Consider the following 14,548-nt stretch of genomic DNA (forward strand, 5'->3'; position numbering starts at 1 on the left):
ATTATTAAGGGTCAGGGGTCAGGAGAGGCGATTTGCCAATCGCCCCTACAGTGGAACTCCCCAGATAGGGAAAGCGTACAACGGAAATTCGTAGCTTTGCAATAGATATACGGGGTTATCCTCTTGGGGTTTAACTTTGATATTCAGTTTTTTGATGTATAACCCTTGCGCTCCAAGAGCATAAACACTTCCTAAGGCGCGTTGTGCTTGCTCTAAAATAGCCTTATTTTTTTCATCTCCCCAAACATCAGGAGCAGAAGTACTCAGGTTTTTATCACTATCTTTCAAGTACAAACGCTTGTTTTTGAGTTCGTACTTACAGCTGATTTGGAGTATAGAGAAGCCTTTGTCTGGAAAAATATGTCCTATTTGGATATGGCAATCATCAGCACCATCAAACATTATTTTAAGCATAAAGAGGTCGGTAGAGGCATCTACTTTCAACACATCTTCATAGAAAGCCTCGGTCATATACTCATTATTTTTGAAATGTTGGCTCATAAGAGCAAATCCTTCGATAGTGGTATTGATATCTTTATAATCGTCGCCATCAAAGAAATTAGGTGGTACTGAGGAGTAGAAAAGCTCGGCAGTAACGCCATTGACGGTTGCTTTATACACGGGGGGCACACTACCCGCAACGCGTTCTAACTCGATGAAAGACTGTCCGCCTAAGGTAAAAGCGCGATGGAAAGCAATACCTTTTTCGGTTGCCAAAGTAGCGACTTTGCTTTGGGTATTTTTCAGTGATAACACTCTATTGGTAAACTCGATAGGATAGGTAGTGGGGGTACCTGTAGCAGGACTTACTTTTAGGTAATAATGAGCGGCAGCATTAGTTAAAGGGGTAATATTTTTGTACAACGCAGGGGTACGTGACCAATCGGCAGCGGTGGCGGGTTCGAATATCACAAAAGCGTTGTTTCCTAAAAGTAAATTTTGGAATTTGAGGTTATTACCTTCTTTACCTGTATATAGAAATTGATAGACTTTCCCAGTATGGGCATTGCCTGCAGCCCCTTGTAGAGCATCGGCTAATAGGTGGATTTGGTTATTGCCAATAAAGCTGAGTACTAAGCCCCTCCCCTCTTCTTGAGTGCGGTAGCTGCTGGTGGTAGGGGTAACTGTAGCACTAAGATCGGAGAGCATAGACACTTTGCCTTGAGTGTCGAACTTCATCAGGAAGTTATAGCCCCCGAAAGAATCATCGGAGGAGATATAGGTAAGTTTCCAGCCGTCGGGAGATGCAGTAAGCTCTTTCATCAGGGCGGGGTTTTCCACTGGGTCAATAGGGTTATCTACTGCATCGTTGTCGTTCTTGGTGCAGAACGAGAGGCTCATAGCGAGCAATAGGAGGGTGATTTTTTTCATTGTGATTTAGGGGGTTAAAGTGTATAAATATAACTAAAATTGATAATAGCGTGGTAACGGGTGATGTAGTTGCCTTTGTTCCAGAAAGAGCCTCCTATTTCTCCAAAAATTGCTAATTTACTGTGGTCGGAAGCATATAAATCTACTCCTGCAAAAGCGTGATACCCGAGGTTGACTGTACCTCCTATCCAACCTTTGTTGTCCACATCCTGAGTTTTGAACTGTCGCCACAAAGGAGCGCTGAGATGGAGTCCGGCACCCGTGACAATACCAATATTAGGACTCACAGGGGTAACCACAGCTAAGCGTACGGGTACATCGAGGGTAGAGACTTTGAGCATTGCGTAGTTACTTTCACTTTGCTGAAAGCCACCTTGTGAAAACTCACTGCCTCCCAATCCCATTTCGATGCGGAAGTTTTTTTCAGGAGAGTAGAGCACTCGCATTTGTATGCGCATTACATCACCTCTCATTTGGAAATCACTGCTCACCATTTCGGCAAGCCCTAAGCCTGCATCAAATTCACAAGACCATTTCGCATACGGAATGCTATCTTTAGCGGTTTCTTTTTCTTGGCTAAAAGCACTAATTGTAGTACCTAATAGCAGGGATAATAATAACTTTTTCATTGTGTGTGGGGTTTAAGGGGTTAAATGCTAGTTATGGGCGTTTTATTTTCCAAATAGATAGCGCAATAAGTAGCAATAGGGCAATAATGCCTAAGATAGATGGCTCATAGAAAATATGAGCAATGAGCAGAAGTACAGATACTATAAGGATAAATTTATACATTTGATTAGGAATTAGAAGTTTAAGAACTCTGCCAAAGTTCTTAGTACAATAGACTATGACCTTTGGCAGAGAAGTTAATAATTTTTATCTTTTAACTGTTGCACCTTCACTATAATAAGTAGGATGGTTATGACTTTGGATTGTATAGATTATATATGTACTAGCATATAAGCGGCTTGTTTTTTTGATATATAAGCCTTCGGAAGCTATTTCTAAAAACTTAGCAGCTGTTACAGTAGCTCTTGCTTTGATAGCTGCATTTTCAGCGTTATTCCAAACCGCATTGCTATAGCCAGCACTCAATACATTATTATTAATATACAAACGTTTATTTTTTAGTTCATAAGTAGTTGATACAAGATAATAAGATGGCGTGTTATTATTTTGAAAATCATACGCTACTTGAATTTGGCATTTTCCGTTTGTTTGGAAAAATACCCTAAAAACATACCATTCTTTATTATCATCTACTTTGAGTATATCATCATAGAATGGAGCAGAAGTTCCTTTTCTAAACGAAGCAGGATCTATCAAGAATAGACGGATGTTTTCCATATCTTTATAATCATCGTTGATAAAGGCTTCAGGAGGCACTAATGAATAAGTCATTTGTGCTGTTACTCCATCTACTGTAGTTTTATAGGTAGGAGGAGTTGTGCTATTATCACGTGTAAGCCCTGTAAAGGTTTTACCTTCAAAAGTAAGTGCTGGTTTGAAACCAATACCTGTTTCGGTAGCATAAACTGAGGCTTTTTGTGTGCTACTTCCATCAAGAGAGGTAATTGTTATAAAGCGATTCGCAAAGTTCATCTCATAACCTGTAGAACTTGCTGTAGTACTCACTGTAAAATAATAGTTATCAATATTATCTTCCAAGGTTTTTACATTACTACTAAGCGTTTGGATTGTATTCCAATCTTGGGCAGTAGCAGGCTCGAAATACACAAATTGCTCGGTATCACTACGTTGAGTTTTGAATTTGAGTTTGTTACCTTCTTTACCAAAGTATATAAATTCAAAATTTCCCTCGTAGCCTACTCCAGTTTCTCCTTTTGCGCTATCGGAAAGTTCGTGAATATGGTTTTTGGTCGTAAAAGAAAGCAGCGCACCTTGTCCCCATTTAATTTCATACTTACTAGTAGTGGAAGAGGTCGTAGCTCCTATATCAGAATTCATAGTTACAAGTCCTTCAGGGGTAAATTTCATCAAAATGATGAAGCCTCCAAACTTTTTATCGTTCGTATAGTACACAAATTTCCAACCCTGCTCTGGAGAGGTGAGTTCCTGACGCAATTCAGCTTGGTTTTGCTGAAAGCGCTGAGAAGGGTTTTTACCTCCAAAAAGGTCATCGGGTTCGTTCTTTTGGCAAGCAAAAAGTGCCAAAGCGATGATGGGTAATAAGAGGAGTCTTTTCATTGTAAATGTAGTTTTAAAGGGTTTTAAAAATCAGTTTCTTCAATACGACTGAACTTGTCTTTCCAGTTGGCATCAGCTTCGTATTTTTCTTTGCTTCCTTTTGGCACGTACAATACTCTTTCTGTACCTGCTATCAAGCTAGGAAAAGTAGTGCGAAACACTTTAGGAGCCTCTATTGCTGCACATTTTACTACTGTTAGCTGGCGGCATTGCAAGAAAGCATTACCTCCTATCTCTTTAGTTTGAGCAGGTAATACAACAGTCTCTAACAAAGCACAAGTAGCAAAGCCTTCTTTTGCAATCTTTAGTTCACTATCATTTACACCTGTAATTGTAACTGTTTTGACGGAGCTATTAAACTGGAATGCTGCTACACCAATGTATTTCACGCCTTTTAAAGTAATTTTTTCTACTTGTTGACAACTTGCAAAAGCTAATTTTCCAAAATTTTCCACTCCATTGGTAGTGATACTTTTGAACTCCCCAAATCCTTTGAATACACCATCAGCTATAGCTTTTACATCAGAGAGTACCAAATCGGTATCATCGGTGAAGTTATGGCGATCGGAATGGGTGATAGTTCCATTAGCATCTACCGTATAAAGGGTTTTTACAACTACTGGAATTTCAGCTTTTTGTTGGGTTTTAGTGTCGACTACTGTAATAGTAGTGGTACCTGTTGCCACACTGGTAATCTCTAAGGTATTGCTCACTACCTTTACATTCACTATAGGAACTACTACTGTAGCACTATAGCTACCTGAACCCGCTGTAATAGTGAGGTTTTGGGTACTGCTAAGAGTTGTGAAAGTAAGGGTTTGAGTTGCTACACTGAGATTATCGTATTGAACAGTAGGGGTGGAAGTGTTTCCTCCTCCCCCACTATTGTTGTTATTGTTGTTATTATTGATTTTATTATCATCTTTGCTGCAAGCTACAGCAAGAATGGTAACGAGTAAAATAAGTATTTTTTTCATTGTACATTTTTTTAAGTTTAGTTTTGTTGAAAATACCCATAAGTAGGGAAGTAGATGTTAGGCAAACGATGACTTTGTATTACATATACATCATCATTATAATAAAATTTATTAGCTACCTTTCTTATGTAGAAGCCTTCACTTCCTAAGTAGGCTATACTGTTGAGGGCTGTTAAGGCTTTTCTTAAAATAGCTTCATTTTCAGTAGCTTGCCATAAATCTAAATTAGAGCCATCAATACTTGTCCTTTCCTTGAGATAAATACGCTTATCTTTTATTTCGTAGTTATGTACAAAGATGAGTCGAGATTGAAACTGCTGATTAGGAAATAGATAACGCACTTCTACCTCACATTTAGTGCTACTCTTGAACGAAATCATCACTGATGGGAACAGATTACTATCATCTATTTTTATGACATTATCTCTAAATCCTTCGGATGTGAAAGGTGTATTAGATAGTGTTCTTGACAAGAATAAGAATCTGTTGATAGTTGCTGGTACTGATTGATAATCATCAGAAATATGTTCTTGAGAAGGTCTCAATTCAAAACGTATTTCGGCAGTAACTCCCTCTACAGTAGTGATGTAACGTGCTGGAGAGGCATTGTTATCCCAAGTGAGCTGAGTGAAAGTTTTACCTTCAATCACCAAAGGGGGATCAAAAGTAAAGCCTGCTTGAGTAGGGACAAGAGCTGTTTTGAGCGTTTGAGAAGGATCGGATGAAAGATTTAGCGTTAAAAATCTATTAGATAGAGATATGCTATAATCTTTGGTCACGCCATCTTTAGTAACTCTAAAAAAATGTCTAAAAATATCACCTTCTAAAGCATCTACACTTCCACTGAGATTTTGAATAGTATTCCAATCTTGTATAGTTGCAGGTTCAAAATACACAAACTGTTCATTATCACTACGTTGAGTTTTGAATTTGAGTTTATTACCTTCTTTACCAAAATAGATGAACTCAAATTCACCTTTAAAACCTACTCCAGTTTCTCCTTTTGTACTATCAGAAAGTTCGTGGATATAGTTTTTGGTTGTAAAAGAAAGTAGTGTACCTTGCCCCCATTTAATTTCATACTTACTAGTTGTGGGGGTAGCTGTAGCATTCACATCAGAAGCCATAGATACAAAACCATCAGGAGTAAACTTCATTAGGAAAGTATATCCTCCAAACTTCTTGTTATCAGTGAAATATGTGAACTTCCATCCCTGTTCAGGAGTGGTGAGTTGTGTACGCAATTCAGATTGGTCTTGCTCAAAACGCTGAGAAGGTGTTTTACCATCAAAAAGGTCTTCAGGCTCATTTTTCTGACAAGCAAAAAAACCTAAAACTGCAATAATTATATATAAAAAATTTTTCATTAATAAGAGCCAGTTTATTGTAATACAGATAGCATTTGGTTTTCTACTACTTCTTGTAGGCGATAGAGGTCGATATTCCATTCGCTTTTAAAATATGCCACTACAAAAGCTTCTTTTTTGCGAATGAGTTTTCTACCCTCTTCAGGGATTGCATTTATTTTAGCATCCCAATCGGTTTTGCTCATACTAAGTATACCTGAGGTCATTTCGGCAAAATCTTCAATATCATTCAACATAGAATATGGAGTGATGAACCCTTTTTTGTTAGCATCTGCCAATCGTACATTATACCAGTTGGCTGTATAGTCCGAAGGGGTGATTTTGCCATACTCTTCAGAGTAAGGTTTTCTCTGATTGATGATGTGGCAATACTCGTGCTGAATGGTATGGAAATATTGGCGAGTAGCGGCGTGTTTGGTCACATCAAGCTGATCGACATTGAAAAGGGTGATTTTCATACCACTATCGGCGAACCCAAGGGTGATAGTACCATCGCTATTCATATTATACCCTCCAATAAGGGAAATTTGGCGTGGCGCAACGCTTTTGATAAAGTCTTGTCCTGCCACTTGAGTATAAGAGTCAATCCACACTTTTTTTACAATTTCAAGCATAGGTTGCACTTTGGATTCGGTAGGAGGATAGAGATATTTCCCCATTTCAAAATCGGCATCAATATAGTTATAGGTTACTATAATGTTGTACGGTTGCTGAAAATTGTTGTAGATATAAGTATCTAATGCTGTTTGAGCCGTAGTTCTGGGTTTTAACACACTCTCTGAGCTAAGATTTTCTTTATTATTGCAGGCAGCTAATGATAGTGCTAACACTGCGGCGATATATAACTTTTTCATATCTTACTAATTTGAATGTTTGTTGTTAAGTTATCTTGGGTTTGCAGTAATACCGTTGGAAATAGCATCTTCAGGAATTTGTAACTCACGACGTGGGTCGTCTTTAGTAAGTTCCATAGTTTGACCAGCTTTCACGTGTACAACTTTCATCCCGAGGCGCTTATTGTCTATCCAGCGTAAACCTTCAAACACAAAAGAGGTTCTTCTCACATCTACTACTGCTTGTAGCCATTCGCGTTGTTGAGTAGAGAGTGTATAGACAGGATTGAACTCTGTACCTTTGTTTTGATAAAGGGTATTCATATTAGCTTCGGTCAATGCAAAAGTACTAGGAATATCTCGTAAAGTTTTCTTTTTCAAATAGATTACCAAATCGGTAAGGAATTTTGCTTTCTCACCTTTCATTAGGTAGGCTTCCAAACGGTTTAAGAATACTTCGTCGTAAGAAAGGAGTACTACCATATCATAAGGATAACCAGTTCCTGCTGATATATTCAGATATTTAAAATACTCTTGAAATTTAGGGAAGTTACGATAGTCTTCGCCTCCATAAAGAGGATAAGCCCAATCTCCTCCTAATGGATGAGAATCTGAACCAAATACTTCATTAGATTTTTGTAAGGTTAAACTGTATTTGTTAGTAGCAAAATTTCTTGCATATCTAGATGAAGCTCCTGCTATTAGCACGTTAGTAGGTTCATCGGAGGCAGCGTAAAGAGCGCTTTGTTGTGCATAGGTGCGTGAACGTTGCCCTTTTACATCGCGAAGTTTATTTTCGGGATTGCTGCCTAAGGCTTGATTTGCGTGTTCTATTACCTTATCCCAATCACCTTTTACCAAGTAGAAACGTGAGGCAAAAGCGTGAGCTGCTTCTTTGGTAAAGTGGAATTTAGGTTTGCTATACTTGCTATTATCAATAAGTGGTAAGCCTTCGGTCAAGTCTTTTTCTATGGCATCGTAATAATCTTTTACTGATACACGACGATAGATTTCAAATACTTTTCTTTCAGCTTTAGTAGCATAAGGTAACCCTAAATCGGAAGCTGCAGTGGCAGGATTATAAGGTTTACACCAGAAAAGTCCTAACATAAAATGTGCATAAGCTCGAGCTACTAAGGCTTCCCCTTTGAGATAATTGTTTTCACTACCTCCTTTGAGGTCATTAGCAGCCTCTAAAGCGTAGTTAGCAGCAGCTATAGCTCGGTAAGCTGCATAAAAATAGTAAGGAGGGGTATCCCAAGTGTTATTTTGAGTGTTAGTTTCCCAAGAGTACATTTGAGTATTGAGGTCAGAAGTTGGTGAGAATTTTACTTTATCACCAGCGTTATCACTCATTGTTTCACAAAACTCAGCATACAAGGCATTAGGATAGGCAGTCGCCAAAAGTTCTTGTATTTTTTCGGGCGAATCAAGCTCTGTACGTTTATCAGGCACCTCGTCGAGGAACTTATCGCAGCTGCTAAGGGAAAGCCCCAAAACAAATGCTACTATAGGTATATATATATTCTTTTTCATTTACTTACGATTTTTAGATTCCAAGATTGATTGTAAAGGTATATTGAGCAGTTACTGGATAGGCTACCCCACCAGAACGGAAGAACTCAGGGTCTTGACCGTTGAGATTCTTATCAGAATAGATAAGGAATGGGTTAGCCGCTTGTAAACGCAAAGTAAGATTACTCACTTTCAATTGTTCAAGTACTTCTTTAGGGAAAGCATAGGAAAGAGAGATATTTTTCATACGAACAAACGAACCATCTACTACACGTTCAGTAGAGTAGTTGTAAGCGTTGTACACACGACGTAAGGTGTTAGAGCCTATCTCATATACAGTTCTTCTATCGGGGATGCCAGGGATATTAGTTGTCTTTTCATCACCTGGGTGTACCCAACGATTTTTCATTTCTTTAGGGAATACACTTAGATCATCATAGCTTGAGTCATACTGATCGGGTTTGCGAATCTTATTTCCTGCTTGAGCAGTAATAAGTGCAGAGAGTTCCCAGTTCTTGTAACGGAAAGTATTAGAAAGACCTGCGGTGATATTAGGTTCTACCGCACCTTCTTTTTTGAGGTAACTCAAGATATTATCAATTTGTTGGAAATCGATATCATCAAAATTAGTACTACCATTAAGCAAGTTGAACAATGGGAGACCTTTGTCATTCAATCCTCTAAAATCATAAGAATACAAGGTGTTGCGTGCGCCTCCTACTACGTTACCACCTACTTCACGCACTAAATTGTACACGTTAGGACGGTAAGTAAGGTGTGTGATTTCTTGGTTGAAATAGGCAAAGTTGATACCTGTATTCCAGCTGAAATTATCAGTTTTGATATTTTTAGTATCCAAAGCAAGCTCTATACCTTTGGTCACCATTGAGGCATTGTTTGCCAATTTTACAAATTGCCCACCGATACCTGAAGTACGTACATAGTCAATCAAATCTTTAGAGTTCTTTTGGTAAAGGTCTAATGATAAATTAACGCGGTTTTTAAACAAGCCGAGCTCCATACCTACGTTAGTTTCGTATACTTTTTCCCAAGTAAGATCCATATTTTGGAGATCGTCAATTTCAATGATATTTTCTCTATCACCAATATTGTAACGATTAGCTACTCCGTTTTTGAAAACTGCTAAAGCATTACTAGCAGCTCCTAAACCAGCAATAAGCCCATAGCTCACACGGAAAGCAAGGTTAGAAATCTTAGTATTATCTTTCAAGAAACTCTCGTTAGAAGCATTCCAACGACCACTCACGTTCCAAGTAGGCAACCAGCGAGCTGAACGACTTCTACCTAATTGGTTAGAACCTTCATAATTGGCTGTACCAGCGAATACATAGCGGTTGTCGTAAGTATAAGTTCCTTGCAAGAAGAAAGCTATACCACGCTCTTTAGAGAATCCTTTTTCGAAATAAGGTGAGTTCTCTTGGATTGACTTTTGAATCACACGATAATCGGTAAAAGCAGTACCTCCACGCTCAAATTGGTAACCATAACCATTGAAAGTTTGGTTGTCGCGATCGGTATGGCGGTATTCTTGACCTAAGAACAGTTTTAAGTCGTGTTTTTCTTTAAACAAATGCTTGTACTCCAAAGCATTGCGGAAGTAATAACTTTGCAAGTTGTTTTCGGTAAGTTTATAGATACCTCCATTAGGCAATACCACTTGAGGTATTTTATCAGGATTAGCAGGATCTTCAAACAAGAAAGGGTTTGCTTTAGCAATCACTGTTGTGCGATTGGCGCGATAAGCCCCTACTACGTTAGAACTTTCTCTCATAGAGTGTTCGTTGGAACTCTTTACGTGACGTACAGATCCGAGGAAATTATATTTAAGTCCTTTAGCTAATTTGATTTCTAAATCTCCTTGAATTTTATACTCAAGCACATTCAAATCCATATAGTTATTAGCAAGCTCGTTGAGGATGTTCATAGGAGCATAGTTATAACTGTAGTACTCGTATTTACCATCATCACCATAAGGACGCAAAGCACGAGTAGTGTTAAGTGCATAACTAAAGGGATTGATGTCGAAATCACGGTCGTAACCACCGTTTACAGTATTGGCAGAACGGTTGAATGTACCAGGTGCTCTCTGAGTACGTATAGAGCCTTGAGTAAGCACTCCTATTTTTACTTTTGGCGAAAGATTGTAAGTGGTTTTGAGGTTACCAGTTACACGGTGCACACGGTCAGCAATTGTCCATCCTGGGTCTACAAAGAAACCTACTGATGCATATACAGTTGCATTTTCTCCCCCTCCTGAAAGACTTACAGTGTGATTTTGTGTAAGTGAAGGGCGGAAAAGTGTTTTAAACCAATCGGTATTAGCATATTCGTATTTGCGCAAGAAAGCAATACGAGCAGCTTCAGAGTTTTCTAATCCAAAACGACCAGTAGCAGGGTTATAAGTATCGATAGCACGATACATTATATTATAAGCCCCTCCATAGCGCGCTTGTGTATATGAAGAAAGTGAAAAATAGCCTTTTTCCTCTAACTCACGATAAACACCCATAGACTCCTGAGAGTTCATAATGTCGTACTGATTGTAATTAGGAATCATACGCACCGACTCTTCTAATTGGTAGTTTACCTGAGTTTTTACGTTCTTTTTACCACTTTTAGTAGTGATAATCACAGCTCCGTTGAGGGCGCGCGCACCGTAAAGAGAAAGGGCTGAAGCATCTTTAAGAATTTCAATGCTCTCGATATCATTCGCGTTGATACCAGAAATAGCCGAACTCACCAAGGTAGAAGCATCACCCGAAGCCAATTGCTCGAATGATAAGTTCACCACCTCTTCTTGTACAGCACCGTCTACCACCCATAATGGTTTGGTATCACCAAAGATAGATGATCCCCCACGAATGGTAATTTTAGGAGAAGTACCAAAAGTTCCTGAAATGTTCTGTACGTTTACCCCTGCGGCACGACCTTCGATCATACGACCTACGTCCACCACACCGTCCATTTTAATATTGTCGGCTTTGAGGGTTTGGGCATTACCCGTAAACTTAGAACGGTCAAACTCTTGGTAACCTGTAACCACCACGCCAGTGAGCTGCTGCGCTTCCACTTCAAGTGTTACATTGATTGCCTTGTTATTACCTACAGAACGTTCAGTAGGCTTCATACCTAATGACGAAAAGACTAATACAGCCTTACTATTAGGTACTTTGATGGAGTATTTACCATCAAAATCAGTAGCGACCCCGTGAGAGGTACCTTTTACTACTACAGAGGCACCGGGTAGTGGAGTGCCCGCATCATCTTTTACTACCCCTGTTACGGTGTGTTCTTGGGCAAAAGCAACGCCGACGAACAGCACAGCGCATAACAGTGCGTACATCAATTTTTCTTTCATCGCTATTATATTATGTCAATTATTTTGCAAAGTTTCAGAAAAAAAATTTATAAAAGCAACTTTTTATGGTATTTTTTTTCACTGCGGTTTTATAAGCATATAAAATCTTTTTGTTAAAGGTATTTTTTAAAGAATGTTTAGAGTTATTGTTAAAAAATTGCAGTATTCTCAATGATCTGGAATATTCAATAGAAATACCTCAGTTATTCTCTTAAAAAAATACGAATTTTATCACATAGGGTTGTTAAAGTGTAAATCATTCATTTCTAAACATATAAAAGAGTTTATAGGAAATAAACAGATGAAATCGAGGTAATAAACACCGCTGAAACAAAAATAAAATTTAACACTTTTTAAGAAAATAATTTTTGAATAAACTAAGTGGATATTAGAAAAAATCATCGGGAAAGGCTCTGACTTTTAAAGTTTTCTAAAAGCCTACTATTCTCCCCTACTCCCTAGATTACTGACTCTTAAAACTTGCTAATTAACAAATTATTTGTACTTTTGCCGTATGTATACTTTTCCAAAAGCTGAAAAACTCTGTAAACGCGATTATATACAGCAACTTTTCGCTAAGGGTGAGGCAGTTACCTCCTATCCTATACGCTTGTTGTACACTCCTATCGCTACTCTTGAGGTGCCTTATCAATTACTGATAAGTGTGCCTAAACGCACTTTCAAACGCGCAGTGGATAGAAATTTACTCAAACGCAGGTTGCGAGAGGCTTATCGCTTACAGAAAAACCTTTTGCCTGTAAAAGAACAACAATATGCCTTAGCTTTTATTTATATCGGAAAAGGAAAAGCCACCTATACTGAAATAGAGAATGCCGTAAAAACAACGCTTTCACTATTTGCTAATTCACCTATTTAACTATGAAAAAAATCGTTGTTTTCGCCTCAGGTTCAGGTTCTAATGCCGAACGCATCGCTACTTATTTCGCCGAGAAAGGTAGCGCAAAGGTGTGTCTGATTCTCTGTAACAATCCACAAGCAGGAGTTTTGGCTCGTGCCAAACGTTTAGAAATACCTTCTCTAGTATTCGATAGACAAGCATTCTACAAAACAAACGTAGTGCTTGATGTACTCGCAACACAACAACCCGACCTTATTGTCTTGGCAGGTTTTTTGTGGAAAGTCCCCGAAGCTCTTATAGCAGCCTACCCCAACCGCATTCTCAACATTCACCCCTCTCTCTTGCCAAAATATGGAGGCAAAGGAATGTACGGCGCTCACGTACACCAAGCTGTAGTGGCTAATGGTGAAAAAGAGAGCGGCATCACCATTCATTTTGTAAACGAACATTACGACGAGGGCAATATCCTCTTTCAAGCAAAAACCGAAGTATTACCCACCGATACCGCCGATACTTTAGCTGAGAAAATACATCTCTTAGAGTATGAACATTTTCCAAAAGTAATAGAAGAATGGTTGAAAACTTGTTAATTAAAAAAAAAGTTGTACCTTTGTGGAATTAGTAGGTAATAACTAAATATCTAAAACAATGAAAGCAATTAAAACCTTAGTAACAAGCATCTTATTAGTAGCTGGTTTTGCTACTACACAAGCACAAGACAGCAAAGCTGTAGATATCTACAACAGTTCCGTTGTAAAACAAAAACCTTACTGCTCGCATTACGAGAATGTTCATATAGCCAAAGAAACTAATTTCGAGGCGTGTGTAGACCAATGGGTAACGGATAAACTTGTCTACCCAAAAGAAGCCCTCAACAAAAAGATTGAAGGCTTGATAAAAATATACTTTGTAATAGATAAAAAAGGAAACTTTAGTGTACAAAAAGTTGAAGGAGAACCTATTTTAGCAGCTGAAGGCAAACGCGTATTTGAAAACTTCCCTAAAATGATGCCTGCTAAAGACGCTCAAGGACGTGAAATTGCTGTACAAGGAATGTACCCATTAGAGTTTTCAATGAATGCAGTGAAATAGAAAAGTAAGATACAAAGAATAAATAACTATCGTGAATAAAGAACATTTAAAACAATTAGAAGCTGAAAGTATTTATATAATGCGCGAAGTAGCGGCGCAATTCGAACGCCCCGCACTACTTTTTAGCGGTGGAAAAGACTCTATTACTCTGGTGCACTTGGCTATGAAAGCCTTTGCCCCTATGAAAATACCTTTCCCTTTGGTACATATCGATACAGGACATAACTTCCCCGAGGCTCTTGCTTATCGCGATGCCCTTGCCAAACGTATTGGCGCTGAACTCATTGTGAGACAAGTTGAAGACACCATCAAAGCCAAAGGTCTTACTGAACCCAAAGGTAAATTTGCTTCTCGTAACTGGCTGCAAACACACACCTTATTAGATACTATCGAAGAATTTCACTTCGATGCCTGCATCGGGGGCGCTCGCCGTGATGAGGAAAAAGCTCGCGCCAAGGAACGTTTCTTCTCAGTAAGAGATGAGTTCGGTCAGTGGGACCCAAAACTACAACGCCCTGAACTCTGGAATATCTATAACGGTAGAATCCAAAAAGGAGAGAATGTACGTGTATTCCCCATCTCAAACTGGACAGAACTCGATGTGTGGAGCTATATTCAACAAGAAAAAATTGAACTCCCTTCTATCTATTTCGCTCACAACCGCGAGGTAATTGAGCACGAAGGTCGCCTCATTGCGGTATCACCTTTTATCCAAATAGATGAAAATGATACCATTCTCAACAAACGTGTGCGCTATCGCACTGTAGGTGATATGACTTGTACTGCAGCTGTAGAAAGCAATGCAGCAACTCTTGAAGAGGTGGTGAACGAGATTACTGCTTCACGCATCTCGGAACGCGGTGAAACTCGTATAGACGATAAAGTAACCGAAGCTGCTATGGAAGACCGTAAAAAAGGAGGATATTTTTAGTGCAAAAAAGTATCTG

Annotated in this window: 13 protein-coding genes; 4 read left to right on the forward strand and 9 right to left on the reverse strand. The window is 38.8% G+C overall.

Going from position 1 to position 14,548, the window contains the following annotated elements:
* Nucleotides 1–45: 45 nt before the first annotated feature.
* The 9 genes from CGC57_RS06005 to CGC57_RS06040 form a co-directional block, all read right to left on the reverse strand.
* Nucleotides 46–1,371: a DUF4302 domain-containing protein gene (locus CGC57_RS06005; RefSeq protein WP_095898380.1), complete on the reverse strand. Its 1,326-nt coding sequence runs from the start codon at nt 1,369–1,371 to the stop codon at nt 46–48.
* Nucleotides 1,372–1,385: 14 nt separating this feature from the next.
* On the reverse strand, nt 1,386–2,000 hold the full coding sequence (locus CGC57_RS06010; RefSeq protein WP_095898381.1) for a hypothetical protein: 615 nt from the start codon (nt 1,998–2,000) through the stop codon (nt 1,386–1,388).
* A gap of 31 nt (nt 2,001–2,031) precedes the next feature.
* Nucleotides 2,032–2,163, reverse strand: coding sequence for a hypothetical protein (locus CGC57_RS13110; protein WP_262482415.1), 132 nt, complete (start codon nt 2,161–2,163; stop codon nt 2,032–2,034).
* 84 nt (nt 2,164–2,247) lie between these two features.
* Complete coding sequence (locus CGC57_RS06015; protein WP_095898382.1) at nt 2,248–3,579, reverse strand: DUF4302 domain-containing protein; 1,332 nt, start codon at nt 3,577–3,579, stop codon at nt 2,248–2,250.
* 23 nt (nt 3,580–3,602) lie between these two features.
* Complete coding sequence (locus CGC57_RS06020) at nt 3,603–4,556, reverse strand: leucine-rich repeat protein (RefSeq protein ID WP_095898383.1); 954 nt, start codon at nt 4,554–4,556, stop codon at nt 3,603–3,605.
* A 17-nt stretch (nt 4,557–4,573) separates the two neighbouring features.
* Nucleotides 4,574–5,923 carry a DUF4302 domain-containing protein gene (locus tag CGC57_RS06025; RefSeq protein WP_157909308.1) on the reverse strand — a complete coding sequence of 450 codons (1,350 nt, stop codon included), beginning with the start codon at nt 5,921–5,923 and terminating at the stop codon, nt 4,574–4,576.
* A 14-nt stretch (nt 5,924–5,937) separates the two neighbouring features.
* Entirely contained in the window at nt 5,938–6,777 is an 840-nt protein-coding gene (locus tag CGC57_RS06030) for a zinc-binding metallopeptidase (protein ID WP_095898385.1), read from the reverse strand.
* A gap of 30 nt (nt 6,778–6,807) precedes the next feature.
* Entirely contained in the window at nt 6,808–8,292 is a 1,485-nt protein-coding gene (locus CGC57_RS06035; protein WP_095898386.1) for a RagB/SusD family nutrient uptake outer membrane protein, read from the reverse strand.
* Between the two features lie 13 nt (nt 8,293–8,305).
* Nucleotides 8,306–11,650: a SusC/RagA family TonB-linked outer membrane protein gene (locus tag CGC57_RS06040; protein WP_095898387.1), complete on the reverse strand. Its 3,345-nt coding sequence runs from the start codon at nt 11,648–11,650 to the stop codon at nt 8,306–8,308.
* Nucleotides 11,651–12,164: 514 nt separating this feature from the next.
* On the opposite strand from CGC57_RS06040, the gene rnpA reads away from it, so the two are divergent.
* The 4 genes from rnpA to cysD are packed head-to-tail and all read left to right on the forward strand — an operon-like array spanning nt 12,165 to nt 14,532.
* Nucleotides 12,165–12,527 carry a ribonuclease P protein component gene (gene rnpA, locus CGC57_RS06045; protein ID WP_095898388.1) on the forward strand — a complete coding sequence of 121 codons (363 nt, stop codon included), beginning with the start codon at nt 12,165–12,167 and terminating at the stop codon, nt 12,525–12,527.
* A gap of 2 nt (nt 12,528–12,529) precedes the next feature.
* Nucleotides 12,530–13,099, forward strand: coding sequence for a phosphoribosylglycinamide formyltransferase (gene purN / locus CGC57_RS06050; RefSeq protein WP_095898389.1), 570 nt, complete (start codon nt 12,530–12,532; stop codon nt 13,097–13,099).
* A gap of 58 nt (nt 13,100–13,157) precedes the next feature.
* A complete protein-coding gene (locus tag CGC57_RS06055; RefSeq protein WP_095898390.1) occupies nt 13,158–13,601 on the forward strand; it encodes an energy transducer TonB in 444 nt (147 codons plus the stop codon).
* A 31-nt stretch (nt 13,602–13,632) separates the two neighbouring features.
* A complete protein-coding gene (cysD, locus tag CGC57_RS06060; RefSeq protein WP_088593404.1) occupies nt 13,633–14,532 on the forward strand; it encodes a sulfate adenylyltransferase subunit CysD in 900 nt (299 codons plus the stop codon).
* The last annotated feature ends 16 nt before the right edge of the window (nt 14,533–14,548 follow it).

This window comes from Capnocytophaga sputigena (assembly GCF_002302495.1).
GTDB lineage: Bacteria > Bacteroidota > Bacteroidia > Flavobacteriales > Flavobacteriaceae > Capnocytophaga > Capnocytophaga sputigena.

Excerpts from the sequence above, each read along its gene's own strand:
- CGC57_RS06005 (WP_095898380.1), bottom strand. The coding sequence starts at position 1,371 with ATGAAAAAAATCACCCTCCTATTGCTCGCTATGAGCCTCTCGTTCTGC.
- CGC57_RS06010 (WP_095898381.1), bottom strand. The coding sequence starts at position 2,000 with ATGAAAAAGTTATTATTATCCCTGCTATTAGGTACTACAATTAGTGCT.
- CGC57_RS13110 (WP_262482415.1), bottom strand. The coding sequence starts at position 2,163 with ATGTATAAATTTATCCTTATAGTATCTGTACTTCTGCTCATTGCTCAT.
- CGC57_RS06015 (WP_095898382.1), bottom strand. The coding sequence starts at position 3,579 with ATGAAAAGACTCCTCTTATTACCCATCATCGCTTTGGCACTTTTTGCT.
- CGC57_RS06020 (WP_095898383.1), bottom strand. The coding sequence starts at position 4,556 with ATGAAAAAAATACTTATTTTACTCGTTACCATTCTTGCTGTAGCTTGC.
- CGC57_RS06025 (WP_157909308.1), bottom strand. The coding sequence starts at position 5,923 with ATGAAAAATTTTTTATATATAATTATTGCAGTTTTAGGTTTTTTTGCT.
- CGC57_RS06030 (WP_095898385.1), bottom strand. The coding sequence starts at position 6,777 with ATGAAAAAGTTATATATCGCCGCAGTGTTAGCACTATCATTAGCTGCC.
- CGC57_RS06035 (WP_095898386.1), bottom strand. The coding sequence starts at position 8,292 with ATGAAAAAGAATATATATATACCTATAGTAGCATTTGTTTTGGGGCTT.
- CGC57_RS06040 (WP_095898387.1), bottom strand. The coding sequence starts at position 11,650 with ATGAAAGAAAAATTGATGTACGCACTGTTATGCGCTGTGCTGTTCGTC.
- rnpA (WP_095898388.1), top strand. The coding sequence starts at position 12,165 with ATGTATACTTTTCCAAAAGCTGAAAAACTCTGTAAACGCGATTATATA.
- purN (WP_095898389.1), top strand. The coding sequence starts at position 12,530 with ATGAAAAAAATCGTTGTTTTCGCCTCAGGTTCAGGTTCTAATGCCGAA.
- CGC57_RS06055 (WP_095898390.1), top strand. The coding sequence starts at position 13,158 with ATGAAAGCAATTAAAACCTTAGTAACAAGCATCTTATTAGTAGCTGGT.